This is a genomic window from Streptomyces sp. NBC_01334 (assembly GCF_035983595.1).
Classification (GTDB): domain Bacteria; phylum Actinomycetota; class Actinomycetes; order Streptomycetales; family Streptomycetaceae; genus Streptomyces; species Streptomyces coriariae.
Genome location: NZ_CP130718.1, coordinates 2,581,848 through 2,605,880, shown reverse-complemented (window position 1 = coordinate 2,605,880; position 24,033 = coordinate 2,581,848). Strand labels below are relative to the sequence as shown.

Annotated in this window: 25 protein-coding genes; 18 read left to right on the top strand and 7 right to left on the bottom strand. The window is 70.8% G+C overall.

The window, feature by feature from the left end:
- The first annotated feature begins 7 nt into the window (after positions 1-7).
- From sufC to OG736_RS11835, 4 genes are read left to right on the top strand one after another with little or no spacing between them, the layout of a single operon-like run.
- Positions 8-772 carry a Fe-S cluster assembly ATPase SufC gene (sufC, locus tag OG736_RS11850; protein ID WP_020130533.1) on the top strand — a complete coding sequence of 255 codons (765 nt, stop codon included), beginning with the start codon at positions 8-10 and terminating at the stop codon, positions 770-772.
- On the top strand, positions 769-2,025 hold the full coding sequence (locus OG736_RS11845) for a cysteine desulfurase (protein WP_020130532.1): 1,257 nt from the start codon (positions 769-771) through the stop codon (positions 2,023-2,025). The genes sufC and OG736_RS11845 overlap by 4 nt, the downstream gene beginning before the upstream one ends.
- 18 nt (positions 2,026-2,043) lie before the next feature.
- The gene (gene sufU / locus OG736_RS11840) at positions 2,044-2,511 is read left to right on the top strand and encodes a Fe-S cluster assembly sulfur transfer protein SufU (protein ID WP_054239147.1); all 468 of its coding nucleotides are present in this window, start codon (positions 2,044-2,046) and stop codon (positions 2,509-2,511) included.
- Positions 2,508-2,840, top strand: a complete 333-nt coding sequence (locus OG736_RS11835; RefSeq protein ID WP_020130530.1) for a metal-sulfur cluster assembly factor — start codon at positions 2,508-2,510, stop codon at positions 2,838-2,840. Before sufU ends, OG736_RS11835 begins: the two co-directional genes overlap by 4 nt.
- Before the next feature lie 107 nt (positions 2,841-2,947).
- Here OG736_RS11835 and OG736_RS11830 read toward each other — a convergent pair whose 3' ends face one another.
- Positions 2,948-3,781 carry an AbfB domain-containing protein gene (locus tag OG736_RS11830; protein WP_327182399.1) on the bottom strand — a complete coding sequence of 278 codons (834 nt, stop codon included), beginning with the start codon at positions 3,779-3,781 and terminating at the stop codon, positions 2,948-2,950.
- A 237-nt stretch (positions 3,782-4,018) separates the two neighbouring features.
- Between OG736_RS11830 and OG736_RS11825 the strand changes: the two genes are divergently transcribed.
- Entirely contained in the window at positions 4,019-4,339 is a 321-nt protein-coding gene (locus OG736_RS11825; protein ID WP_327182398.1) for a DMT family transporter, read from the top strand.
- A complete protein-coding gene (locus OG736_RS11820) occupies positions 4,339-4,956 on the top strand; it encodes a TetR/AcrR family transcriptional regulator (RefSeq protein WP_327182397.1) in 618 nt (205 codons plus the stop codon). Before OG736_RS11825 ends, OG736_RS11820 begins: the two co-directional genes overlap by 1 nt.
- On the opposite strand, the gene OG736_RS11815 is transcribed toward OG736_RS11820, so the two are convergent.
- Complete coding sequence (locus OG736_RS11815; protein WP_327182396.1) at positions 4,865-5,809, bottom strand: winged helix-turn-helix transcriptional regulator; 945 nt, start codon at positions 5,807-5,809, stop codon at positions 4,865-4,867. The genes OG736_RS11820 and OG736_RS11815 overlap by 92 nt on opposite strands.
- 145 nt (positions 5,810-5,954) lie before the next feature.
- On the opposite strand from OG736_RS11815, the gene dapD reads away from it, so the two are divergent.
- The gene (gene dapD / locus OG736_RS11810) at positions 5,955-6,944 is read left to right on the top strand and encodes a 2,3,4,5-tetrahydropyridine-2,6-dicarboxylate N-succinyltransferase (RefSeq protein ID WP_327182395.1); all 990 of its coding nucleotides are present in this window, start codon (positions 5,955-5,957) and stop codon (positions 6,942-6,944) included.
- Between the two features lie 191 nt (positions 6,945-7,135).
- Here dapD and OG736_RS11805 read toward each other — a convergent pair whose 3' ends face one another.
- On the bottom strand, positions 7,136-8,473 hold the full coding sequence (locus tag OG736_RS11805; protein WP_327182394.1) for an aminotransferase-like domain-containing protein: 1,338 nt from the start codon (positions 8,471-8,473) through the stop codon (positions 7,136-7,138).
- A gap of 92 nt (positions 8,474-8,565) precedes the next feature.
- Here OG736_RS11805 and OG736_RS11800 point away from each other — a divergent pair, with 92 nt between their 5' ends.
- Positions 8,566-9,189, top strand: coding sequence for a DJ-1/PfpI family protein (locus OG736_RS11800; RefSeq protein ID WP_327182393.1), 624 nt, complete (start codon positions 8,566-8,568; stop codon positions 9,187-9,189).
- A 164-nt stretch (positions 9,190-9,353) separates the two neighbouring features.
- On the opposite strand, the gene OG736_RS11795 is transcribed toward OG736_RS11800, so the two are convergent.
- Together OG736_RS11795 and OG736_RS11790 are read right to left on the bottom strand one after the other, a co-directional pair.
- Positions 9,354-9,641: a hypothetical protein gene (locus OG736_RS11795; RefSeq protein WP_327182392.1), complete on the bottom strand. Its 288-nt coding sequence runs from the start codon at positions 9,639-9,641 to the stop codon at positions 9,354-9,356.
- Positions 9,642-9,977: 336 nt separating this feature from the next.
- Positions 9,978-10,481, bottom strand: coding sequence for an HAD domain-containing protein (locus tag OG736_RS11790; protein WP_327182391.1), 504 nt, complete (start codon positions 10,479-10,481; stop codon positions 9,978-9,980).
- 139 nt (positions 10,482-10,620) lie between these two features.
- Here OG736_RS11790 and OG736_RS11785 point away from each other — a divergent pair, with 139 nt between their 5' ends.
- Complete coding sequence (locus OG736_RS11785; protein ID WP_327187584.1) at positions 10,621-11,178, top strand: SigE family RNA polymerase sigma factor; 558 nt, start codon at positions 10,621-10,623, stop codon at positions 11,176-11,178.
- Positions 11,175-12,395 carry a WD40 repeat domain-containing protein gene (locus OG736_RS11780; protein ID WP_327182390.1) on the top strand — a complete coding sequence of 407 codons (1,221 nt, stop codon included), beginning with the start codon at positions 11,175-11,177 and terminating at the stop codon, positions 12,393-12,395. Before OG736_RS11785 ends, OG736_RS11780 begins: the two co-directional genes overlap by 4 nt.
- Positions 12,396-12,413: 18 nt before the next feature.
- Here OG736_RS11780 and dapA read toward each other — a convergent pair whose 3' ends face one another.
- Entirely contained in the window at positions 12,414-13,379 is a 966-nt protein-coding gene (gene dapA, locus OG736_RS11775; protein WP_327182389.1) for a 4-hydroxy-tetrahydrodipicolinate synthase, read from the bottom strand.
- Positions 13,380-13,544: 165 nt separating this feature from the next.
- Between dapA and OG736_RS11770 the strand changes: the two genes are divergently transcribed.
- The 5 genes from OG736_RS11770 to OG736_RS11750 all read left to right on the top strand — a co-directional run bounded on the left by OG736_RS11770 (position 13,545) and on the right by OG736_RS11750 (position 16,724).
- A complete protein-coding gene (locus OG736_RS11770) occupies positions 13,545-14,006 on the top strand; it encodes a phage holin family protein (RefSeq protein ID WP_327182388.1) in 462 nt (153 codons plus the stop codon).
- A complete protein-coding gene (locus tag OG736_RS11765) occupies positions 14,003-14,560 on the top strand; it encodes a DUF3618 domain-containing protein (RefSeq protein ID WP_327182387.1) in 558 nt (185 codons plus the stop codon). The genes OG736_RS11770 and OG736_RS11765 overlap by 4 nt, the downstream gene beginning before the upstream one ends.
- 536 nt (positions 14,561-15,096) lie before the next feature.
- A complete protein-coding gene (locus tag OG736_RS11760; protein WP_442817024.1) occupies positions 15,097-15,219 on the top strand; it encodes a hypothetical protein in 123 nt (40 codons plus the stop codon).
- A gap of 73 nt (positions 15,220-15,292) precedes the next feature.
- Positions 15,293-15,967 (top strand): ArsR/SmtB family transcription factor, encoded by a 675-nt coding sequence (locus OG736_RS11755; RefSeq protein ID WP_327182386.1) that lies wholly within the window; start codon positions 15,293-15,295, stop codon positions 15,965-15,967.
- A 13-nt stretch (positions 15,968-15,980) separates the two neighbouring features.
- Positions 15,981-16,724, top strand: coding sequence for an SRPBCC family protein (locus OG736_RS11750; RefSeq protein WP_327182385.1), 744 nt, complete (start codon positions 15,981-15,983; stop codon positions 16,722-16,724).
- A gap of 15 nt (positions 16,725-16,739) precedes the next feature.
- Here the strand turns inward: OG736_RS11750 and OG736_RS11745 are convergent, their stop codons facing one another.
- Positions 16,740-18,566: a DUF8508 domain-containing protein gene (locus tag OG736_RS11745; RefSeq protein WP_327182384.1), complete on the bottom strand. Its 1,827-nt coding sequence runs from the start codon at positions 18,564-18,566 to the stop codon at positions 16,740-16,742.
- A gap of 311 nt (positions 18,567-18,877) precedes the next feature.
- Here OG736_RS11745 and OG736_RS11740 point away from each other — a divergent pair, with 311 nt between their 5' ends.
- The 3 genes from OG736_RS11740 (at position 18,878) to OG736_RS11730 (ending at position 24,033) form a co-directional block, all read left to right on the top strand.
- A complete protein-coding gene (locus OG736_RS11740) occupies positions 18,878-20,305 on the top strand; it encodes a hypothetical protein (protein WP_327182383.1) in 1,428 nt (475 codons plus the stop codon).
- 176 nt (positions 20,306-20,481) lie between these two features.
- Complete coding sequence (locus tag OG736_RS11735; protein ID WP_327182382.1) at positions 20,482-21,945, top strand: alkaline phosphatase PhoX; 1,464 nt, start codon at positions 20,482-20,484, stop codon at positions 21,943-21,945.
- Between the two features lie 504 nt (positions 21,946-22,449).
- The gene (locus OG736_RS11730; RefSeq protein ID WP_327182381.1) at positions 22,450-24,033 is read left to right on the top strand and encodes a TROVE domain-containing protein; all 1,584 of its coding nucleotides are present in this window, start codon (positions 22,450-22,452) and stop codon (positions 24,031-24,033) included.

The window sequence follows — 24,033 nt, the reverse complement described above, 5'->3', positions numbered from 1 at the left end:
GGCACCCATGGCAACGCTTGAAATCCGAGACCTGCACGTCACCGTCGAGGCCGACAACGCCACGAAGGAGATCCTCAAGGGCGTCGACCTCACCGTGAAGCAGGGCGAGACGCACGCCATCATGGGCCCGAACGGCTCCGGCAAGTCGACCCTCGCCTACTCGCTCGCGGGCCACCCGAAGTACACGATCACCGGCGGCACCGTGCTGCTCGACGGCGAGGACGTCCTCGAGATGTCCGTCGACGAGCGCGCCCGCGCGGGCCTGTTCCTCGCCATGCAGTACCCGGTCGAGGTCCCCGGCGTCTCCGTGTCGAACTTCCTGCGCACCTCCGCCACCGCCATCCGCGGCGAGGCCCCCAAGCTGCGCACCTGGGTGAAGGAGGTCAAGGAGGCCATGGAGCGTCTCCACATGGACACCTCCTTCGCCGAGCGCAACGTCAACGAGGGCTTCTCCGGCGGCGAGAAGAAGCGCCACGAGATCCTCCAGCTGGAGCTGCTCCGGCCGAAGGTCGCGATCCTCGACGAGACGGACTCCGGTCTGGACGTCGACGCCCTTCGCATCGTCTCCGAGGGCGTCAACCGAGTCCGCGAGACCGGCGAGGTCGGCACCCTGCTGATCACGCACTACACGCGCATCCTGCGCTACATCAAGCCCGACTTCGTCCACGTCTTCTCGGCCGGCCGCATCGTCGAGTCCGGCGGCGCCGAGCTCGCCGACAAGCTGGAGAACGAGGGCTACGAGGCATACACGAAGGGTGGCGTATCCGCGTGACGCAGTTGCCGGGCCTCCTCGACACCGAGGCGATCCGCAAGGACTTCCCCATCCTGGACCGGCAGGTCCACGACGGCAGGAAGCTCGTGTACCTGGACAACGCGGCGACCTCGCAGAAGCCGCGCCAGGTGCTGGACGCCCTGAACGAGTACTACGAGCGCTACAACGCCAACGTCCACCGCGGTGTGCATGTGCTCGCCGAGGAGGCCACGGCGCTGTACGAGGGCGCGCGCGACAAGGTCGCCGCGTTCATCAACGCGCCGAGCCGCGACGAGGTGATCTTCACCAAGAACGCCTCCGAGTCGCTCAACCTCGTGGCGAACATGCTGGGCTGGGCCGACGAGCCCTACCGCGTGGACCACGAGACCGAGATCGTCATCACCGAGATGGAGCACCACTCCAACATCGTCCCGTGGCAGCTGCTGTCGCAGCGCACCGGCGCGAAGCTGAAGTGGTTCGGCCTGACCGACGACGGCCGGCTCGACCTCTCCAACATCGACGAGATCATCACCGAGAAGACGAAGATCGTCTCCTTCGTGCTGGTGTCGAACATCCTCGGCACCGTGAACCCGGTCGAGGCGATAGTGCGCCGTGCGCAGGAGGTCGGGGCCCTGGTCCTGATCGACGCCTCGCAGGCCGCGCCGCACATGCCGATGGACGTGCAGGCCCTCCAGGCCGACTTCGTGGCCTTCACCGGCCACAAGATGTGCGGCCCGACCGGCATCGGCGTCCTCTGGGGCCGCCAGGAGCTGCTCGAGGACCTCCCCCCGTTCCTCGGGGGCGGCGAGATGATCGAGACGGTGTCGATGCACTCGTCGACGTACGCCCCGGCGCCCCACAAGTTCGAGGCGGGCACCCCGCCGATCGCGCAGGCGGTCGGTCTGGGCGCGGCCATCGACTACCTGTCCGCGATCGGCATGGACAAGATCCTCGCCCATGAGCACGCGATCACCGAGTACGCGGTGCGTCGCCTGACCGAGGTGCCCGACCTGCGGATCATCGGCCCGGCGACGGCCGAGGACCGGGGCGCGGCGATCTCCTTCACGCTCGGCGACATCCACCCGCACGACGTGGGCCAGGTGCTGGACGAGCAGGGCATCGCGGTCCGGGTGGGTCACCACTGCGCCCGGCCCGTCTGCCTGCGCTACGGAATTCCCGCGACCACGCGAGCGTCGTTCTATCTGTACTCCACGCCGGCCGAGATCGACGCTCTGGTCGACGGTCTGGAGCATGTACGGAACTTCTTCGGCTGAGGGGCGTGAGCTGAGACCGTGAAGCTGGACTCGATGTACCAGGAAGTCATCCTGGATCACTACAAGCACCCGCACGGGCGTGGTCTGCGCGACGGCGACGCCGAGGTGCACCATGTGAACCCCACCTGCGGCGACGAGATCACCCTCCGTGTGAAGTACGACGGCACGAAGATCGAGGACGTCAGCTACGAGGGCCAGGGCTGCTCCATCAGCCAGGCGAGCGCGTCCGTCCTGAACGACCTGCTGGTCGGCAAGGATCTGGCGGAGGCGCAGAAGATCCAGGAGACCTTCCTGGAGCTGATGCAGTCCAAGGGCAGGATCGAGCCCGACGACGCGATGGAGGAGGTGCTGGAGGACGCGGTCGCGTTCGCCGGTGTCTCCAAGTACCCGGCCCGGGTCAAGTGCGCCCTCCTGAGCTGGATGGCGTGGAAGGACGCGACGGCCCAAGCCCTGGGCGGAGCCGACGCCGAAAGGAAGACGGCATGAGCGAGACCCTTGAGATGAAGCCGGCCTCCGAAGAGGAAGTCCGCGAGGCGCTGTACGACGTCGTCGACCCCGAACTGGGCATCGACGTCGTCAACCTCGGGCTGATCTACGGCATCCACATCGACGACGCGAACATCGCGACGATCGACATGACCCTGACCTCGGCGGCCTGCCCGCTGACGGACGTGATCGAGGACCAGGCGAAGTCCGCCACGGACGGCCTGGTCAACGAGCTGCGCATCAACTGGGTCTGGATGCCGCCGTGGGGCCCGGACAAGATCACGGACGACGGCCGCGAGCAGCTTCGCGCGCTCGGGTTCAACGTCTGAGATCCCGTCCGGGATTCCGGCCGGGATCCGCCTGAGACCCCGCCTGAGATCTTTCCCCGCACGCGAAAGCGGCGGCACCCACCGGGTGCCGCCGCTTTCGCGTGTGCTCAGGCCAGGCCGTCCACCAGGTTGAACGAGAAGTCCTCGCGGTGGTTGGAGCCGTAGCCGTACGCGTCCAGGCGCAGTGCGAAGTTCTTGTGGCGCAGGAATCGGCCGGGGTAGTTCACCGACTCCAGCATGACCGCGCCGGAGGCGTAGGAGGAAGGGACGGCACAGAAGGTGGCGTCCTGCTTGAAGAGGGCCGAGCCGTCGTTGCGCTCGGCGCGCAGCACGAAGTCGCGGTGTCGCAGATAGGTGCCGTCCGCCGTGACGAAGGTGGCGCAGGAGCTGTCGGCCAGGCCCTTCACCACGGTGAAGGTGGAGTCCGCACGGGACTCCGAGCCGCCGACCTGATCAAGTTTCACCAGGCCGCCGCTCACATGCCAGTAGCGGTCGGGGTAGTTGACCGAGCGGACCGAGCGCCGGGTGGCGGCCGGTCCGGGGGCGGACGGCTTCGTCGTCGACGACGCGGACGGCGCGGCCGGGGCGTGTGGCGTCGAACTGCCCTGCGCCTCGGGGGAGGAGGAGGTCTTCGGCGACGCGGACGCGGTCGTGCTCTTCTTCCCCGTCGGTGTCGGCGACCCGCTCGCGGAGGGGGTGGCGAAGGAGATCAGGCCGCCCTCCGTCTCCTCGTCCGACAGCGTCTGCCCCTGACGGGCCTCCGACTTGTCGTCAACGGGCTTGTCGTTCAAGGCGATTGCGGTCACGCACGCCACGATGGTGGCCACGGCGAGACCGCCGGCCAGCCAGAGGCGCCGTGTTCCGGGTGCCCGGGAGATGTCCGGGGCCCAGCCGTTCTCCCAGGGCTGTTCCTGAGAGGGCCGGGACTTGTTGTCTGGCATGCGCTGTTCCTCCAGCGGCGTTCCCTGACGGCGGCCGCGGCTGCGATGACCCGGTGTGTGAACGGTGAAACAGTAGTGGAACCTGTGGCTCAGGTTCAGCCGTTTGAGTGAGCGCTTTCCATAACGCTTTCGACTCCACATCGACAACACTTCCGGCTTCGCGCCGACTTGGGATGGAACGAGCGGTGCGGACATCGTTGTGTACACCCGTACGCATCGTTGTGTACGCTCGTACACATGGGATACCTGACGCTCGCCGGCGCCATCGCCGCCGAGGTGGCCGCGACGACGGCCATGAAGTACAGCGACGGCTTCAGCAGGCTCTGGCCCTCGCTGCTGACGGCGTCCGGCTACGTCCTCTCCTTCCTGCTACTCGCCCGGACCCTCAAGACCGTCGGCATCGGCACGGCGTACGCGATCTGGGCCGGGGTCGGCACCGCGGCCATCGCCGTCATAGGGCTGGCCCTGTTCGGGGAGTCCCTGACGCCCGTCAAGGCAGTCGGCATCCTGCTGATCGTCGGGGGAGTGGTCGTACTGAACCTGGGAGGTGCGCACTGATGCCCCGACGCCACGACCCCGAGCGACGGCAGCGGATCATCGATGCGGCGATCCGGGTCGTCGGGGCGAAGGGGCTGGCCGGACTGAGTCACCGCTCGGTCGCCGCCGAGGCGGACGTGCCCCTCGGTTCCACCACCTACCACTTCGCCACCCTCGACGAACTGATGATCGCCGCCCTGCGGCAGGCCAACGAGGGCTTCGCCAAGGCGGTCGCGGCGCACGGCGGGCTGACGGACACCCGGCTCGACCTGCCCGCCGAACTGGCCGGACTGCTCGGCGAATGGCTGGCCGGCGAGCGTACCGGCGTCGAGCTGGAGTACGAGCTGTACCTGGCCGCCCTGCGACGGCCCGCGCTGCGCCCCGTCGCCGCCGAGTGGGCCGAGGACCTCGCCACCCTCCTCGCCGGGCACGTCGACCCCCTCACCGCACGCGCGTTGGTCGCGCTGATGGACGGGATCTGTCTCCAGGTGCTGCTGACGGACGCGCCCTACGACGAGGAGTACGCGCGGGAAGCGCTGACCCGGCTCATCCCTGCCGCTGCCGGTCCCTCCGCTGTCCCGGCTCCCCCCGGTGCCGCTCCGGGCGGGCGTCCCCGCCCAGGCGCCGGACGACGCTGAGCGCCTCCTCGACGCTCCCCGCCACGTCCGTCACCGGATACTGCACATGCCGGACGACCCGCTCCCGGTCCACGACCAGGGTCAGCCGCTTCAGCCGGCTCGCCCCCGCCGCACGGAACGTCGGCAGCCGCAGCGCGGTGATCAACGTCGACTCGGCGTCGGACAGCAGCGGAAAGCCCAGCCGCTCCTCCTGCGCGAACGCACGCTGTTCGTCCGGGCGTTGGGTGGACACCCCGCGCACCGCCGCGCCCGCCGCGCGGAACCCGGCGAGCCGGTCGCGGTAGGTGCGGGACTCCAGGGTGCAGCCCGGGGTGCCAGGGATCTCCGCCCAGCCCGGCGGGTAGGCGTCGGGGCGGGCGTAGGCGCCGGGGAAGCAGTAGAGAACGGTGTGGAGCGCGTCGTCGGCGACCGGATCGCGCGGTGAGCCCTGGTCGTCGACCAGCCGGAGCCCGGGCAGCCGGGTGCCCGTCAGCGCGTGCACGCGCCGGGCCTCCGCGGACGCCCGCTCGGCCGTGGCCGTGGTGCTGCCGTCACCCAGGACCCAGGTGTCGCCCCAGTCCTGGAGGGCGACCAGAACGGGCAACAGGGCCCGGCCGCGCGGGGTGAGGCGGTACTCGTGGCGCACCGGGCGCTCCTGGTACGGCACCCGCGCGAGCACCTCGGCCTCGACGAGAAGCCGCAGCCGCTCGGTCAACACCTTCCGGGACAGGCCGAGTTCGCGCTGGAGCTCGTCGAAGCGGTGCACTCCGCGCGCGGTGTCGCGGACGATCAGCAGGGTCCACCAGTCCCCGACGACGTCCAGTGCCTGCGCGATGGCACAGCCCGAATCCTCCAGGCTCGTCCTGCGGGCCATGGGCCTCCTCCCGTCGCTGACGGCCATGCTGACACAGTTGGTTCCCAAGAGAAACTCACCAGGCAGGCGGGGGCGCGCGGCCCGCGTCCTGAGACACCGCTGTGCGGGTTGGCCTCTGCGGCCCCCCGCCGGTTAGGTTGCCCTCATGACCGACACGACTGTTCCCCGCACCAACGGCGCCGCGGCCGCCGGCCTCGCCACGATCGCCGCCGACGGCACTGTTCTCGACACCTGGTTCCCCGCGCCCGCGCTCGTCGCCGAGCCCGGCCCGTCCGGCACCGAGCGCCTGTCCGCCGAGAAGGCTGTGGAGCTGCTCGGTGAGGGTGCGGCGAAGGCGGTCGGTCCGGATGCCCGCCGGGGCGTCGAGGTGGTCGCGGTCCGCACGGTCATCGCCTCGCTCGACGACAAGCCGCTCGACGCGCACGATGTCTACCTGCGCCTGCACCTGCTCTCCCACCGGCTCGTGAAGCCGCACGGGCAGAGCCTGGACGGCATGTTCGGCCACCTCGCGAACGTCGCCTGGACCTCGCTCGGCCCGGTCGCCGTCGACGACGTCGAGAAGGTCCGCCTGAACGCCCGCGCGGAGGGCCTGCACCTCCAGGTCACGTCCATCGACAAGTTCCCGCGCATGACGGACTACGTGGCGCCGAAGGGCGTGCGGATCGCCGACGCCGACCGGGTCCGCCTCGGCGCCCACCTCGCCGAGGGCACCACGGTCATGCACGAGGGCTTCGTCAACTTCAACGCGGGCACCCTCGGCACCTCGATGGTCGAGGGCCGCATCTCCGCGGGCGTCATCGTCGGCGACGGCTCGGACATCGGCGGCGGCGCCTCCACGATGGGCACGCTGTCCGGCGGCGGCAACGTGATCATCTCCATCGGCGAGCGCTGCCTCATCGGCGCCGAGGCGGGCGTCGGCATCGCCCTCGGCGACGAGTGCGTGGTCGAGGCCGGCCTGTACGTCACCGCGGGCACCCGGGTCACCATGCCCGACGGTCAGATCGTCAAGGCCCGCGAGCTCTCCGGCGCCTCGAACATCCTCTTCCGCCGCAACTCGGTCACCGGCGCGGTCGAGGCCCGCCCGAACAACGCGGTATGGGGCGGCCTGAACGAAATCCTGCACAGCCACAACTGATCCGTGCCGGTGGTGGCCGTGACCTGCGGCTGCCGGCCCAGATCAACGTCCTGACCTGCCGCCGAGCTGTCGGTGGTTGTCGGCGTTGGTCATCGTTGAGCGCCCTTCCACGGCCCGAGGACGGCCCGGGAGGGCGCTCGTGTGTGAGCACCGCGTCAAGGAGTTCGATCCATTCGGCGATCGAGGGGCGTTCAAGCGCAGGCGTCCTCGACAGCGACTCGTCGCACTGTACGCAGCGCCGACCGGAGACGGTCCAGATCGGTTGAGCCCAGGGCGAGGCGGAGCGCCTGCGGTGTGTGCGTCGAGGTGGTGAACGGCTCGGCCGTCGATACCGAGATGTGCTGACGTGCGAGGGTGGCGGTCAGGCGATCGGCGCGTGCGTCGTCGGGCAGCGGCAGCCAGGTGAAGTAGGACGAGGGGTGGCCGATGAGTGGTAGGCCTGCCAGCTCCTGTCCGGCGATTGCTTGCCGGGCCTTGGCGTCGTCTCGCTTCTGCGCTTCCAGGCGGTCCACCGTGCCGTCGTCGAGCCAGCGGCAGGCGATCGTGGTGGTGAGGGCCGGGGTGTTCCAGGTGGTCGCCCGGATCGAGCGTTCGAGCGACGGCACCGCGGAGGGCGGGGCAACGACGAAGCCGACCCGGAGGCCCGTGGCGATGCTCTTGGACAGCCCCGAGACGTGGACGGTGATGTCCGGCGCGGTTGCCGCCAGCGGCGGTGGAGGGTCCTCGACCAGGTAGGCGTAGGAGGCGTCCTCGATGATGAGCGGACCGTGCTGTCGGGCGATCTCGATCAGGCGGGTTCGGTCGGCCGCCGGCATGACCCAGCCCAGAGGGTTGTGCAGGGTGGGCATGGTGTAGATCGCCCGTACGGGGCGGGTCGCGCACAGCTTTTCGAGGGCATCGAGATTCGGCCCGTTGTCGGTTGCGGGTACGGGTGCCAGGTCGAGGTGGAAGGCGTGCGCGAGCACTTTGAACCCCGGGTAGGTGAGTGCGTCGACCGCGACGACGTCGCCTGCGTTGAGCGCGGCCATGACGGTGATGGCCAGGCCGTGCTGCGCGCCGTTGGCGATGAGGATCCGATCCGCGTCAGCGGTGATTCCTCGACGCCTGAGGTGTCGGGCGATCGAGGCCCTGTCCTGGGGACGCCCTCGATGTGGTTGGTAGTGCAGCAGCGAGTCGAGATCGCCGGAGGTGGCCACTTCTCGCAGTGCCTGTCGGAGGAGATCGGCCTGTCCGGGCAGTGACGGACAGTTGAAGCTGAGGTCGACCGCGTCGGTGGCGACGGACTGCTGGTCGATGCCGTGACCGGCGGGAACCGCGATAGCGCGCACGAACGTGCCGCGGCCCTGTTCCCGGCTCACCAGACCCATCATTTCCAGCTCGGCGTACACCCGGGTCGCGGTCACCACGGCGATGCCCTCACGGGCGGCGAGCCCGCGGTGTGTCGGTAGCCGCACGCCCGCGGCGAGCCGCCCGGTCCGGATGTCGGACGCGAAGGCGTCGACCAGTGTCTTGTACCGCGAGGCTGCCACGTACCGGATTGTATGCATGACAATTCTTTGACTGTCCTGTTCGTGGGTCCTTAGCGTCAAGACCCACCCACCCAGGCGGAAGGACTGCCGACGTGCACATCGCCATCCTCACCTTCGAGGGCTACAACGAGCTCGACTCCCTGATCGCGCTCGGTGTGCTCAACCGCATCAAGACCGACGACTGGCGCGTCACCATCGCCACCCCCGGCCCCAAGGTGACGTCGATGAACGGAGTGGTCATCGAGCAGATGTCCGGCCTGGAGGAGGCGTGCACCGCCGACGCCGTCATCGTCGGCAGTGGCATCGCCACCCGTGAGGTCGTCGAAGACCCGGCGATCATGAACGTCCTGCGCCGCCTGGACCCCTCGCGCCAGCTCATCGCGGCACAGTGCTCCGGCGCGCTCGTCCTGGCCAGGCTCGGCCTGCTCGACGACATCCCCGCCTGCACCGACCTGATCACCAAGCCCTGGGTCGTCGCCGCCGGCGTCGAGGTACTCGACCAGCCCTTCTACGCCAAGGGCAACATCGCCACCGCCGGCGGCTGCCTGGCCTCGCACTACCTCGCCGCCTGGATCATCGCCCGTCTGGAGGGCAAGGAGGCCGCCGACGGCGCGCTGCACTATGTCGCCCCGGTCGGCGAGAAGGAGGAGTACATGGAGCGCGCCTGGCGCAACATCGCCCCGTACCTGCCCGCTCCCGCACCGGCGCTCGTCTGAACAGCGTCGCAAGCGGCAACCGGCGCGGAGCGACCACCGACCATGTGTGAACCGCGACGAGACAACGGCTGCCATCGCGCGGCATTGCCCGATCTCCTGGTGGGAGGCGCCTGAACGGGGCGCAGGCGCAACGTCCGTCCAGAGCGACTTGCCCGCTGGTGCCGTCAGGCGTCGTCGTCGGCGGCTGCGGCTGCCTCTTCGAGCAGGTCCATGGCGTGGTTGTGGAAGCGGCGTTCGGCGTCGCGGCAGGGGGCGTTGAAGAAGGCTCGTTGGGCTACGGCGAGATCGCAGTTGAGCAGGCCCATGGTCACGAACACGGCTTCCACTCCGTGACACCCGTTGTCCTTGAGGAACTGCTGGAGGGTGTCCGTGTCGCCGGTTGCCTCCCAGACGGGCCGGGCGGTTTCCCGCATGGCAGCGATGCGCGCCCATCGTTCGGCATCGAAGCTCACGGGGGACCGCCTTTCTGGGAAGATCCGCAGGTTATCGGAGGTCGGTGAGGCGTGCCGGTGCATTACGAGGCCAGGGCGACGTGGTTGTGGAGGGTGAAGGCTCTCTCGTCCCGTAGCGCGCGATGCGGTCGGTCGCCGGCAGGTTCGTTGTCAGTGGCTGCGGCTGTCGTCGCCAACGCGCGGTCGGCTTCCGGGGGTTCCAGCTCTGAAGGGAATGGTTGCATCCCCGGCCTGTCCGGGGCGGCCGGCAATCGTGTCCGGGACCCAACCGACGGTCGGGCTTCGTCGACGGCCGAGCAGGTGACCTGCCGGCGCCGGCCGGGCGTCACCGCTTCCTCATGCGGGCAGTGCTGCCGCGAACTCCGCCAGGGTGGTGAAGTCCTCCTCGCGCAGGCCGAGTCGGGGGTTCACGTGGTGCAGGAGTGCCGGTGCCGGGTGGTGAGCGGCGACGTAGGCCGTGTCGGCGGGGGACTGTTCGTCGTCCACCCAGGCGAAGGTGCGGCCCGCCGCGTGGGCGACGATCGCCTCCGTCTTCCAGTGGACCCCGTCGGCCCGGTGGGCGAAGAGCGCCTCGCCGAAGTCGACGTACGGAAGCTCGGGCAGTCCCACCACCGGCGCGATCCAGCGGTTGGCCTGGGCCATCCAGGTCGTCGCCCAGCACAGGTCGTAGGGAAGGCGGAGCAGCGCGGCGCCGTGCCCGGGGTGCAGCCAGACCCGCAGCGGTCGCTCACGGCCGACGGACGCCCTGATGGTCGTATAGCCCGCAGGTCGCTTCGAAGGCTTGGCGGCGTACGGGTTGAGGGGACCGTCGACGTCGAGGTACAGCAGCGGCCGACTCATGCACTCACCGTACGTGAGCATGTCCGGGGGGCCGGCGGAATTTCGTGGGGGGTGCCGGCATAGCGGGGGCGGGGCGTCCGCGTCCCCAGAGGTACAGGGGCGGGCATCGGGTCCGGCTCCGGGGGAAGAGAAGGTGACGATGGATGCCGAGGCGCTGGAGAGCTTCCGACATTTCGTGGACAGCAGATCGTCGGCGCTGCTGAGGACGGCCGTCCTGCTCAGTGGCGGCGACCGGCACGCCGGTGAGGATCTGCTCCAGAACGCCCTGGCGAAGGCGGCCGGCCGCTGGCACCGTATCGAGGAACCCGAGGCGTACGTACGTCAGGTTCTCTACCGGCAGCAGATCAGCCGCTGGCGTCTGAAGTGGCCCCGGCGCGAGGTCAGTGTCGCCGAACCGCCGGACAGCGGAGCCGGCCTCGACGCCTCCTCGGCCGCCGAGCTGCGGGTCGTGATGCGCGCGGCCCTGTCCCGGCTGACCGCGCGCCAGCGCACCGTGCTCGTGCTGCGATATTTCGAGGATCTGCCGGAGGCCGAGGTGGCCGGACTCCTCGGCTGCTCCGTGGGCACCGTACGGTCCACCACTCATCGCTCTCTCGCCCGGCTGCGCGCCCTCGCGCCGGAGCTGGCCGCCCTCGGCCCCGCGGACGCCGAACAGGCGTCGTCCAGTGACTTCTCGCCTGTGGAGGTGCGTCCGTGAACGTCGACGAACTCGTACGCGACTCCCTGCGCGAGCAGGCCGACGAGCAGCCGCCGGCCGGGGCCGGACTCGCCGACCGGGTGCTCGCCCTGCGCCGGCGCCGCCGCGCCCGGCGGTTGGTCTCCGTGGCCGCCGCGACCGTCGCCGTGGTGGCCGTGGCCGTGGTGGTGCCGAGGCTGGACTCCGGCGGCACGACCGATGTGCGCCCCGCCGACGTCACGGAGCCCACCCGGATCACCGCGCACCCGGACCAGTCGCCGCCGAGTGACCTGATCGCCGCCGGGCGGACGGCGCTGGCCGCCTACCACGCGTCGACCGTCGTCCCGCAGAGCGCCGACCGGGCGGTGTCGACGCGCACCTACTGGCTGCTGAACCCGACGACGCAGAAGTACGTGAAGACCACCAAGTGGTCGTGGGTCGCCGTCGCGCCGGGGCTGAGGACCGCCGCCGTCCTGGAGCAGAACCTGCCCGTCCGCCGGATCGGCCTGCTCGACCTGGCCAGCGGCGAGGTCAAGCGGTGGATCCCGGTCGAGCGGTCCGTCGCCGGGCTCGCGTTCTCGCCGGACGGCCGTGAGCTGGTCGCGACGGCGTACGACGCGAACCCGGACCTGAGGGTGAAGGCCGAGGGCGGCACCGGGGGCTGGGACGCGAACATGGAGCAGTCGCACCGCACCGGGTTCTACGTCTTCGACGTGGCCTCCGGGAACGGCTCCTGGAGCGAGGTGAAGGCCGGCACGGACATGAACGACCCCACCGCCTTCCTCAACAGCCGCCAGGACTTCGCCTTCAGTCACGACGGCAGCCGCATCTGGTCCGGGATGCCCTCGGAGCCCGGCTACCGGTTCTACGACCGGCAGGGCAGGAAGGTCGACCCGCCCGCGGGCGAGAAGTACCTGTCGTGGTTCGTCGACGCGGGTCTCTCGCCCGACGGCAAGAAGCTCGCCGGTGACTTCGCGGGCAAGAAGTACAAGACGTCCTCCTGGATCGTCGACCCCCGCACCGGGAAGAACCTCGTCGAGACGCACGGTCAGCAACTGCTCGCCTGGGCCGGCGACTCCACCCTCGTCGCCTGGGACATCGGCCCGGACGGCGACGAGTACCACCAGCGGCTGGTGCTGGTCACCCTCGACAGCGACAAGGTCGTCCCGCTCAGCGACTTCCGGGCGACCAAGGACGACACCCTCGGACGCTGGACGCCGATCTTTGCGGACCGCTGACTGGCCCTCGCCCGGCGCTCAGGATGCCGGGTGGGCCATGAGCCGTTCGTAGATGGCGCGCAGTCCGTCGACCGTCTCGCGGTCGGCGGGCCGCAGCGGTGCCCGGACCGGGCCGGCCGGCAGGCCCAGGTCGCCCAGGAGTCCCTTGGCGGTGACGGTTCCGGGCAGGCCCGAGGCCATCATCGACTCGATCAGTTCCATGGCCTGTTGCTGGAGTCTCGCGGCCCGGGAGGTGTCGCCCGCGTCGAACGCGTCCAGGACGGAACGGAGCCGTTCCGGCACCACGTTCGCGACCGTGCTGACGTAGCCGGCCCCGCCCACCGCGTACAGCGCGAGGTGGTGCTCCTCGCAGCCCGCGTAGTACGCCAACTCGGTGCGGGAGAGCACCTTCTGGGCGCCGAGGAAGTCGTAGGAACAGTCCTTGACCGCGACGATCCGGGGGTGTTCGGCGAGCCGGAGCATGGTGTCCGGCTCGATCCGGGTGCCCGTGCGGCCGGGGATGTCGTACAGCATCACCGGCAGCCCGGAGGCATCCGCGACCTCCCGGAAGTGCGCCTCCAGGGCGTCCTGCGGAGGCCTGCTGTAGTACGGGCTGACGACGAGCACCCCGTCCGCTCCCGCCTTCTCGGCGGCCCGGGCGAGTTCGACGGTGTGGCGGGTGTCGGAGGTGCCCACCCCGGCCACGATCGACGCCCGGTCGCCCACGGCCTCCCGTACCGCGGCCACCAGTTCCGCCTTCTCGGCGTCCGACGTGGTCGGCGACTCGCCCGTCGTACCGGAGAGCACCAGTCCGTCGCAGCCGGCGGACACCAGCCGGTCGGCGAGCCGCCGCGCACCGTCGAGATCCAGTGCGCCGGTGCCGGTGAACGGCGTGACCATCGCGCAGAGCGCACGGCCGAAGGCCGGGGCGGAGTGCGGGGCCGGCGACGGGGTGAGGGACGGGGTGGGAGTCGGACTCGGGGGCGTGCGGCGAGCTGTCGTCATACGGGTAGTCTCGGGCCCGCCAAGGTGAAGCTCTACTTAATTCTTCTACGGCATACAGGTAAGTGTTCCTGTACGGAGGTTCCGCCGTCGAGGGTCGTCGTGGAGGGTAGCCGGGGTCGGGCCGGGGTACCCGGATGTTCCGGAACCGAGAGGAGGCGGAACGCCGTGACCGGGACCACGGACATCCGGCCCGTCCGCAACGGACACCACAGCAACGGGCAGCGGAGCAACGGACACCACGGCGACGGGCACACCGTCGGCGAGCTCGTCGGCCAGGCCACCGAACAGCTCTCCCGGCTCGTACGGCAGGAACTGGCCCTCGCCAAGCACGAGTTCACCGAGAAGGGACGGCGTGCCGGGCGCGGCGGAGGTCTGCTCGGCGCCGCGGGCGCGTTCGCGTACGCCGGGCTGCTGGCGCTCGCGGGCACGGGCGTCGCCGCCCTCGCACTGACGCTGCCCGTCTGGGCGGCCGCCCTCATCGTGACGGCGGTGCTCTTCGTGATCGCCGGCGTGCTGGCCGCGGTCGGCCGTGACCAACTGCGGCGGGCCGCGCCGCCCACCCCCGAGGAGACCCTCGGCAGCGTCCGGGCCGATGTCGAGGAGATCAGGGAAAGGGCACACCGATGACGGACAGGACAGCGGCCGACCTGCGTCGGCAGATCGAGCGGACCCGGCACCGGCTCGGGGCCACGGTCGAGGAGTTGGCGGCCAGGGCGGACGTCCGCGGCCGCACCCGGGCCCGCGCCGCCGACCTCATGGACCGCGCCGGCGCGATGACCGTACAACTGCGCAGCACGGCGTCCCAGGCGAGCTACCACGTGCAGGAACGGGCCGGACGTGCGGGACACGCCGTTCAGGAACGGGCGGGCCGCGCGGGGCACGCGGCTCAGACCGGGGCGGGCCATGCGGCCCAGGGGCGAGGCGGCCGTGCGCGGCACGCCGTGCGGGACGCCGCCGCCCGCGTCGGCCGCACCGCTCAGGACCACGCGCTCCACGCCCGTCACGACCTCGGGGGCGACGCGGCCCGCGCGGGTCGTACCGCGGAGGGCTCGGCGCCCGCTCCGGTCCGCGTACCCGTCCGGTTCGCCCGCCGACATCCGCGGCCGGTGGTGATCGTGGGCGCGGCGGCGGTGGCACTGGTGGCGGCCGGGGTGATCGGTCGGCGCAGGGCGAAGCAATAGGCGTCGGAGCAGTAGGTGGTGAAGCAGCAGGTGGCGAAGCGATAGGCGCCGGAGCAGTGGGTGTGCCGGTCACGAGCGTCGGACCGCGCTCGTGACCGGCACGTTCAGCGTCGGAGCCGGTCGAAGCGGAAGGACGCCAGTACCTCGGGCCGCTCGGTCCACCGAGAAGCTGTAGCCCTTGCCCGCCTGGAGCGGCAGTGATCGGCCCAGCCGGCCCAGCCGGCCCAGCCGGCGCAGCAGCGCCGGGGAACGTGTTCCGGCGGCGATGACGACGCCCCCGCACGGAATCTCGCCCCGCGTCGTGCGCAGCGCGGTGACCCGGCCGGCCGAGGACCGGAAACCGATGGCCTCCGCGTTCTCGAAGGCGACTTCCTCGAGTTCCGGGCGGCCGAACTGGGCTTCGACCTGCGACTGCCGCGGGTCGCGGTGGCGTTCGAGGTGACCGTGCCGCCCGCGCCCGAGCCGGGCGCTCGCCGCTCCCGCCGCCCAGGGCGTCCTCGGCCCTGCACATCCCCCGCAACACGGTCGTCTACCGGATGAACAAGATCGAGCAGATCACCGGCCGTCCCCTGCGCGACCACCGGTCCGCCATGGCCCTGTACCTCGCCTGCCTCGCGGACCGGCTGGGCAACGGCGTCGGCCCCACGGGGGGCGGCTGACCGAGGCTGCCATCCCCTCACCGAACACTTGATTCGCCTGGACAAAAAAAGTGTTCGGTGGGACGGTGGACGCATGCTGGACGTGACCGTGATCGAGGACCCCGAAGCCGCCGCCGTCTCCCTGGACCCCGTACGGGCCAGGCTGCTCGCCGAGCTGGCGGCCGGACCCGCGTCGGCGGCGATGCTGGCCGGCAAGGTCGGGCTGCCGAGACAGAAGGTGAACTACCACCTCAAGGCGCTGGAGCGGCACGGCCTGGTCGAGCTGGCCGGAGAGCGCCGCAAGGGCAACGTCACCGAGCGGCTGATGCGGGCCACCGCGGCGTCGTACGTGATCTCGCCGCTCGCGCTCGCGCCGGTGCAGCCGGACCCGGACCGCTTCCGGGACCAGCTGTCCGCGCGCTGGCTGCTCGCGCTCGGCGCCCGGCTGGTGCGCGATGTCGGCTCGCTGCTCACCGGTGCCGCGAAGGCCCGCAAGGGCCTGGCGACCTACGCGCTGGACGGCGAGGTGCGCTTCGCCTCGGCCGCGGACCGGGCCGCGTTCGTCCAGGAGCTGACGGCGGGCGTCGGCGCGCTCATCCGCAAGTACGACGCCCCCGACGCCGAGAGCGGCCGCGACCACCGGATCGTCGTGGCCGTCCATCCCACGGTCAAGCCCCAGGCCCAGGCCCAGCCCGAGCCCGCGACGCGGACCCGGCCCCAGCCTCAGACCCAGCTCCAACCCGAGTCCCCGGAACCAGACAGTGAGTGATCAGGAGCCAACCATGTCCAAGGAATTCGAGATCGCCCGCGAGTTCGAGGTCGACGCCACGCCACAGCAGGTGTGGGACGCCTTCACCGCGGGGACCGGCGGCTGGCTGTGGCCGATGGAGGAGCCGGAGCCGCGCGAGGGCGGCAAGGGCCCCTTCGGGTCCACGGTCACCGTCTGGGACCCGCCCCACCGCTACACCAACCGGGTCGAGAACGTCGACGGCATCTCCGAGCAGACCCTCAACCAGCTCGACTACACCGTCGAACCGCGCGACGAGGGCCGGCGCGCGTGGGTGCGCTACGTGCACAGCGGCATCTTCGTCGACGACTGGGACAACCAGTACGACGCGGCGGGCCGGCACACCGACTTCTACCTGCACACACTGCGCCAGTACCTGACGCACTTCGACGGCCGCCCGGTCGCCTTCGTCACCTTCGACGGGCCGGACGCGTCCAAGGCACCCGACGCCCTCACCGCCGTGGCACGGGCGCTGGGCCTCGCGGACGACACGGCCGAAGGCGCGCGCGTCCGGGTCGACGGCCCCGAGGGGCGGCTCCTCGAGGCCGTGGTCGACTTCGGCAACCCGTACTTCATCGGGCTGCGCGGCGACAGCTCCCTCGTCCGCTTCTTCGGTCGCAACCACTGGGGCTACCCGGTCGGCGTCAGCGTCCACGACTTCGCGCCGGACGCCGACGCCGAGGCGAACGAGACCGCCTGGCGGGGCTGGCTGGACCAAGTGTTCAGCCGGCCCCGGTGACGGCGGCCACAGGGGTTACGGCTGGAAGCGCAGCACCTGCGGGTCGTGGTCGCTGATCTGGTCGTGGAACTCCGAGTTGATGTGCACGCTGTCGTACTCGAAGTCGCAGCCGCGCCGGATCGACGGGCTGACCAGGATCTGGTCCAGGACCTGCTGGTTGCCCTGGTAGTCGTAGGTGTAACGCTCGTTCTTCGGCAGCGACTTGATCGCCGACCACAGCTCGCCGTCGCCCTCGAGGAGCTGCGCGGTGCCGGAGAACTCGAAGTCGTTGATGTCGCCCAGCGCGATGACGTCCGCGTTCTTCTGCGTGTCGAGGATGTCCTTGACGAACGCGTTGACCAGCGTCGCCTGCTGGTGGCGCTGGGTCTCCGAGCTGCGCACCACCGGCTGGTACTGCGCGGTCAGGCCCTGGTCGCCGCCCTTGGAGTTGAAGTGGTTGGCGATGACGAAGACCGTGCGGCCACGGAAGACGAACTCGCCGACCAGCGGCTTGCGGCTGCTCGCCCAGGCCGCGTCGGCCGGGTCGATGCGGCCGGGGGAGGCGGTCAGCTGCGCCTTGCCGCGCACCTTGGTGACACCGACGGCCGTGCTCGCGTCGCCGCCCGCGCGGTCGGTGAAGGAGACCCGCTCCGGGTTGAACAGGAACACCTGGCGGATGTTCCCGCCCGGCTCGCCGCCGTCGGTGTTGTTCGTCGGGTCGATCGAGCGCCAGTCGTACTTCGGGCCGCCCGCGGCCACGATCGCGTCGATCAGCTTGCCGACCGTCACATCGGCGGCGACGGTACCGTCGTTGGTCGCGCCGTTGTTGTCCTGGATCTCCTCCAGGGACACGATGTCGGGCGACTTCAGGTTGTTCACGATCGCGGAGGCGTGCTCCTCGAACGTGGCGTCCGACGGGTCGAGGTTCTCGACGTTGTACGTCGCGACCGCCAGCTCGCCCTTCTTCTGCTTCTGCGTCGTCTCCCGCTCCAGGCCGCCGCTCTTCAGCGTGCCGAGCCGGTTCGCGACGAGGGTGTAGCCGCCGAACTGGTTGTAGTCGAGCGGGCCCGCGGTGACGCCGGTGAGGGAGTCGCCGACGTTCGCGACGGGGAAGTCCGCCGTCGCGCCGAGCGACTGGATCTGGAGCCGGCCGGTGTTCTGCGAGGTGTAGGAGCCGTACAGCGCGCCCCCGCGGCGGCTGGTGTTCTCGCGCGGCTTCACCGTGACCCACAGCTCGGTGTACGGGTCGGTGGCGGTGACCACGCGGGCGTCGGCGACCTGGACGTTCATGCCCTCGAGGGACTCGTAGTAGTCCAGGGCGTACCTGCCGGGCCGCAGGGTGAGGCCGTTGACCGAGTTGCTCGCGGCGGCGTCGCCGGCCGGGGTGTAGGCGGCCGGGACCGACTTCGCGTCCACGACCGTCGCGGCCGGGACCGCGTTGCCGCTGGAGACGACCGTCACCGTCGGCTTGGTGATCTCCGTGACGGTCTGGTTGCCGGTCGAGGCGCCGCCCGGGACGAACTCCGAGACCGTGCCCGTGACCGTGACCGAGTCACCGACGGCGACCTTCGGGGTGGAGCTGGTGAAGACGAAGACGCCCTCACTGGTGGCCGGATCGGCGTCCGGGTTCGGATCCTGGATCCAGAAGCCTCTGGACGATCCGTAGGTGCGCACACCGGTGACGATTCCGGCCACACCCGTGACCGCCTGGCCGGCGTACGGCGACATCCGGGTCGTGCCCTGGATGTCGTGGACGGCCACCGTCTCCGCGTGCGCGGGCGCGGACAGGGCGACGGTGGAGGCCGCGGAACAGACGGCGGCGACGGTGAGCGCGGCGAGACGCGCGGACTTCTTGCTCGGCAACGGAAATCCCTCCGGGGACGTACATGAGCGCCGGGACGAGGGTGGAGCGTGGAACGAGGGTGGAGCGTGGAACGGGGGGCCGCGGTCCGCGGGGCGGACGCGACGCGCGTAGAAAATACAGTGAACAGATGTCCATCGGATTTCTACGCGCGTCAATCTCCTGCCTGGTCACGCCACTTGTCAAGGTTTCGGCCATGTACGCAGCCCGGCGGGGAGATGAACCGGGCGGCATGGGTCCATACCCGTCTAGGCTGAGTGGCCCAGTGCCCCCAGCGGGCCGGAGGCACCACGCGCCCTAGGAGAACCAGCCGATGTCAGACAGCTCCCCCCTCCCGCCGGTGCGGCTGCACCCCGAAGCGGAGCTGGCGCGCGACGCGCTGTCCACGCCGTTGCTCTCCCGGGCCGCCCTGCTCGCCCGCTGGGCCGGCCCCGACACCCGGGTCGACGCCGGGGGCGGACTCGTCGAGGACCAGCTGGCGCCCGCCGCCGAGGTGCTGGGGCTGACCGGGGAGGACGCCGCCGCCTACGCGAGCGAGGCCTGGCGGGTCGCCGTGGACGCCGGGCTCGTGGAGGTCGTCGACGAGGAGGCCGGCACCGTCACGGCCGGCGAGGACCTGGCCCTGCTGACCGGCGGTTCCCCGCACGACATCCTCGCCGTCTGGCTCGGCGCCCTGGAGACCGTGCTCGCCGACGCGTCCGTCCCCGACCTGGACGAGCTGATGGAGGTCATGGACGAGGGCGGCGAGGTCGACTTCTCCCGGCTCGACTGGAACCCCGAGGCCGAGGCGGAGTTCCTCGACGGTGTCCTCGGCAACCTCTACCTGCTCACCGCCAGCGAGGACGGCCCCGGCGACGCCCCGGTCCCGCTGCCCGCCCTCGCCGCGTCGATGATCATCCCCGGTGACATGGACGAGCCCACCAACGACGTCCTGGAACAGGTCTCCGACGCGATGATGCGGCTGGACGACCAATTCCGGCTCCTGGAGCCGATCGGGATCGTCGCCTACCGGCCCGTCGACGAGGACCTGATGGCGGACCCGGAGGAGGAGCCCTCCGCCTCCTTCGACGAGGCCGACGTCTCCCGCTACGGGATGGTCCGGCTCACCCCCCTCGGTGTGTACGGGCTGCGGGCCCGGCTGCTGGAGGCCGGTTTCGACGCCCCGGCCGTCGGCGACCTCGCCGACAAGGGCGCCGACGTCCTGCTCGACGGCAGCTCCGGCTACGGCTCGGGCGCCGCCCTCGCCGAGACCGAGCAGTGGCTGGTCCGCCGTGAACCCCTCGACGCCGCACGGGAGTTGCTGGCCGCCGCCCGCGGCTCGGACCCCGGCGCCCCGCTGCGCCGGCTGCGCTGCCAGCAGGCCCTCTCCCTCGTGGGCGGCCAGGCCGAGCCCGCCGTCCGCGAGGTCCTCGACGACGCCGAACTCGGCGGCCTCGCCCGCGTCTGGCTCAGCGAGCTCGGCGCGACGGACGTACCGGCGCCCTCCGAGGACCTGGTCTTCTGGCTCACCATCGACACGGTGGCGGCGCAGCTCGCCGCCGAGGGCAACTCCGAGGAGCTGCAGGCCCTCGTCGAGGGGCTGGCCCAGCAGCACAGCGGATTCTTCTCGGCGGCCTGGCGGGTCGACCACCCGGCGACCCCGGACGTCCTGGAGGCGATGGGGCGTCTGCATCCGGACAAGCGCATCGCGAAGGAAGCACGCAAGGCCGCGTTCAAGGCGAGGTCGCAGCAGGGCGGATGAGTCTCCCGCGGCGCGGACGCCTTGGGGCTCCCGTGGCCTGATCCGTACGGATTCACGGAACGGGGTCCCCTGAAGTCGCCCCCCGTTCAACTCCCGTTCAGGCATGGGCGGGACGGTGACGCCGAACCGAGGTCCGCCACCCTCCACGGCACTCTCACCGCGTCTCAGGAGACATCATGTCGCTCACCCGCAGGGACTTCGCCAGACAATCCGCGATCACCGGTGCCGGGGTCGCGCTGGCGGGCAGCGTAGGCGCCCTCGCCACCGCGCCGAACGCCCTCGCGTCCACGGAGACCGAGTCCGCGGCGGACACCGCGGACGCGAAACAGGCGTCGGCGGCCGGGCACCACGGGGTCGGCTACGGACCGCTGCTGCCCGACCCCGACGGCATCCTCGCACTGCCCGCCGGGTTCAAGTACCGCGTCATCACCTACAGCGGCAGGACCAAGCTGGAGTCCGGCGAGATCACCCCGTCCAACCACGACGGCACCGCCACCTTCTGCGGCCCGCGCGGCGCGACCCTGCTCGTCAACAACCACGAGCTGAAGGGCCCGCGCGCGAGCTGGCCGTACCCGGTCCCGCTCACCGAGGGCCTGGTCTACGACCCGGCGGCGGCCGGCGGCTGCACCGTCGTCGAGGTGCGCCCCGGCGGCCATGTCGCCGAGTGGGTCGGCATCGCCGGCACCTCCACCAACTGCGCGGGCGGCACCACCCCTTGGGACACCTGGCTCACCGGCGAGGAGACCGAGGACAAGGCCGGCCAGAACGGCATGACCAAGGACCACGGCTACATCTTCGAGGTCGACCCCGAGGACCGCCGCGCCAACCGCGACCCCAAGCCGATCAAGGCGTTCGGCCGGTACGCCCACGAGGCGGTCGTCATCGACCCCAAGCGCGGCCACGCCTACCTCACCGAGGACGCCTCGGGACCGAACGGCCTGCTCTTCCGCTGGACCCCGCCGGCGGGCTTCCGCCACGGCCGCGGCAAGCTGCGCACCCTCGCCGACGACGCCGGCGTCCTCCAGGCCTTCAAGTGCTTCGACTCGGGCGGCAAGTTCGTCGACGACCTCTCCCGGGCCACGAAGATCGGCACGGTCTACGGCGTCGACTGGATCGACGTCCCCGACCGCGACGCCAGGTCGGTGTCCGTCCGCAAGCAGTTCACCGACGGCCAGGTCACCCGCGCCCGCAAGCTGGAGGGCATGTGGTGGGGCGACGGCGGCACCTACATCGTCTCCTCCTACGCCCGTGACGAGAGCCCCGTCCAGCACGACGGCGCCGTCTGGTTCTACGACCCCAAGCGCCGCACCCTGACCCTGAAGGTGCTGCTCGGCGTGAACCCCGACCCGTCCGTCGACGGCGCCCTCGACGGCCCCGACAACATCACCGTCTCCCCGTACGGCGGTCTCGTCATCGCCGAGGACGGCGAGGGCGTCCAGCACCTGTTCGGCGCCACCGACAGCGGCCGCACCTACCCCATCGCCCGCAACGAGCTGAACATCGGCACCGCGGACGAGCCGGAATACAGCGAGTTCACCGGCGTCACCTTCTCGCCCGACGGCCACACCCTGTTCGCCAACATCCAGACCCCGGGCATCATGCTCGCGATCACGGGGCCGTGGAAGCGGCAGAAGCGGTGAACAGCGAACGGTAGTTAATTCATTCGCTCGATCCGCGGCCGCACTCCTAAAGTGGTGCACGTCCAGGTGCGAAGGCAGGACCTACTTCCACTGATAATGGGGCGGCCGCGGGTTCGAGTCCCGTCACCGGTACAACGCGCCGGTGTAGCTCAGGGGTTAGAGCACCTTGTCGGTTCCGCCGGCTTCGATCTCTGGACACCACAATTTCACAGCACCTCCCGGTGCGCGGGCTGCGGCTACTTCTTTGCAACAGAAATCCTGGCCGCCGCCGACTTTATCTCGGGAGGCGCAGCATGTGGTGGGTGCCCGGTGCGCAGGCAACGGTTACTTCATTGGATCGGACGGTCGCGGGTTCGAGTCCCGTCATCGGCTTCAGGTCGGTGTAGCTCAGTCGGTAGAGCATCTGGCTAAGTCCGTCGCCGACCCCTGATCTCGGGCACCTTCCTTTTGCTGCGCCTCTCCCGATGGACGACTGAATGAACAATGAATTCGGGGGAATTCACCATGGCGCGCTTCAATTTCCGTGCCCGTAATCCGCAGCCCGTATCGCCCGTGACCACCACGGGCCGGGTGCTCCGTACCCACCAGGGCGGCCGCGGCCGTGAGCGGGACGCCCGCTCCGAGCTGTTCCTGCTGGCGATCGCCAACTTCGTCTCCCAGCAGACCTTCTACGAGACCGGCGCCGCCCGCGACGACCGCTTCGCCGAGCTGGTGCGCGAACTCGCCGTCAGCGACCCGTCCTGGACGGCCGGCCTGCTCGGCTGGCTGCGCGGCGAGGGCAACATCCGCACCGCCGCGATCGTGGGCGCCGCCGAGTACGTGCACGCGCGTCTGACGGCGGGCGCCACCGACGGTCCCTCGAACCGGCAGGTCGTGGACTGCGTGCTCCAGCGGCCGGACGAGCCCGGCGAGCTGCTCGCGTACTGGACGGCGACGTACGGCCGCAACATCCCCAAGCCCGTCAAGCGCGGGATCGCCGACGCCGTGCGGCGGCTCTACAACGGCAAGTCGCTGCTGAAGTACGACACGGCCTCGAAGGGCTACCGCTTCGGCGACATCCTCAACCTGGTGCACGCCGCGCCGGACCCGGCCAAGCCGTGGCAGGGCGAGCTGTTCCGGTACGCCCTCGACCGCCGGCACAACCCGGACACGGCCGTGGTGCCCGAGGCGCTGCCCTTGCTCGCGGCGCACCGCGACCTGATGGCGCTGCGGCCCGCCAAGCGGCGCAGGGTCGTGACCGGGGCGGGTGGCGCGCGGCGCCTTGCCGAGGCGGGCATGACCTGGGAGGCGCTGGCGGGCTGGCTCCAGGGGCCGATGGACAAGGCGGCCTGGGAGGCGGTCATTCCGACGATGGGGGCGATGGCTCTGACGCGGAACCTGCGCAACTTCGACGAGGCGGGAGTCTCCGACGAGGTCGCCGCGCGGGTGGCGGCGAAGATCAGCGACCCGGCGGAGGTCGCGCGCTCGCGGCAGTTCCCCTTCCGGTACCTGGCCGCGTACCAGCACGCGCCGTCGCTGCGCTGGGCGTACCCGCTGGAGCGGGCGCTCGGCCACTCGCTGGCCAACGTGCCCGCGCTGCCCGGCCGGACGCTGGTGCTCGTCGACCGGTCCGGTTCGATGTTCTACGCACGGCTGTCGGACCGCTCCGAGCTCAACCGGGCCGACGCGGCGGCGATCTTCGGCACGGCGCTCGCGCTGCGGGCGGCCGACGCCGATCTCGTCGAGTTCGGCACCAGCAGCAACACGATCAAGTTCCGTGAGGAGGAGTCGATGCTGAAGATTCTGGAGCGTTTCGGAGACCTGGGTGGTACGGACACCACCGAGGCCGTGCGCCGGCACTACCGCGGCCACGACCGGGTGCTGATCGTCACCGACGAGCAGTACGCGGCGAGCCGCCACGGCGACCCGACCGACCAGGTCCCGGCGAACGTGCCGGTCTACACCTGGAACCTGGCCGGCCACCGCGCGGGCCACGGCCCGTCCGGCAAGGGGAACCGGCACACCTTCGGCGGGCTGTCGGACGCGGCCTTCCGGATGGTGCCGCTGCTCGAGGCCGCCGACGACACCCGGTGGCCGTGGGCGGCCTGA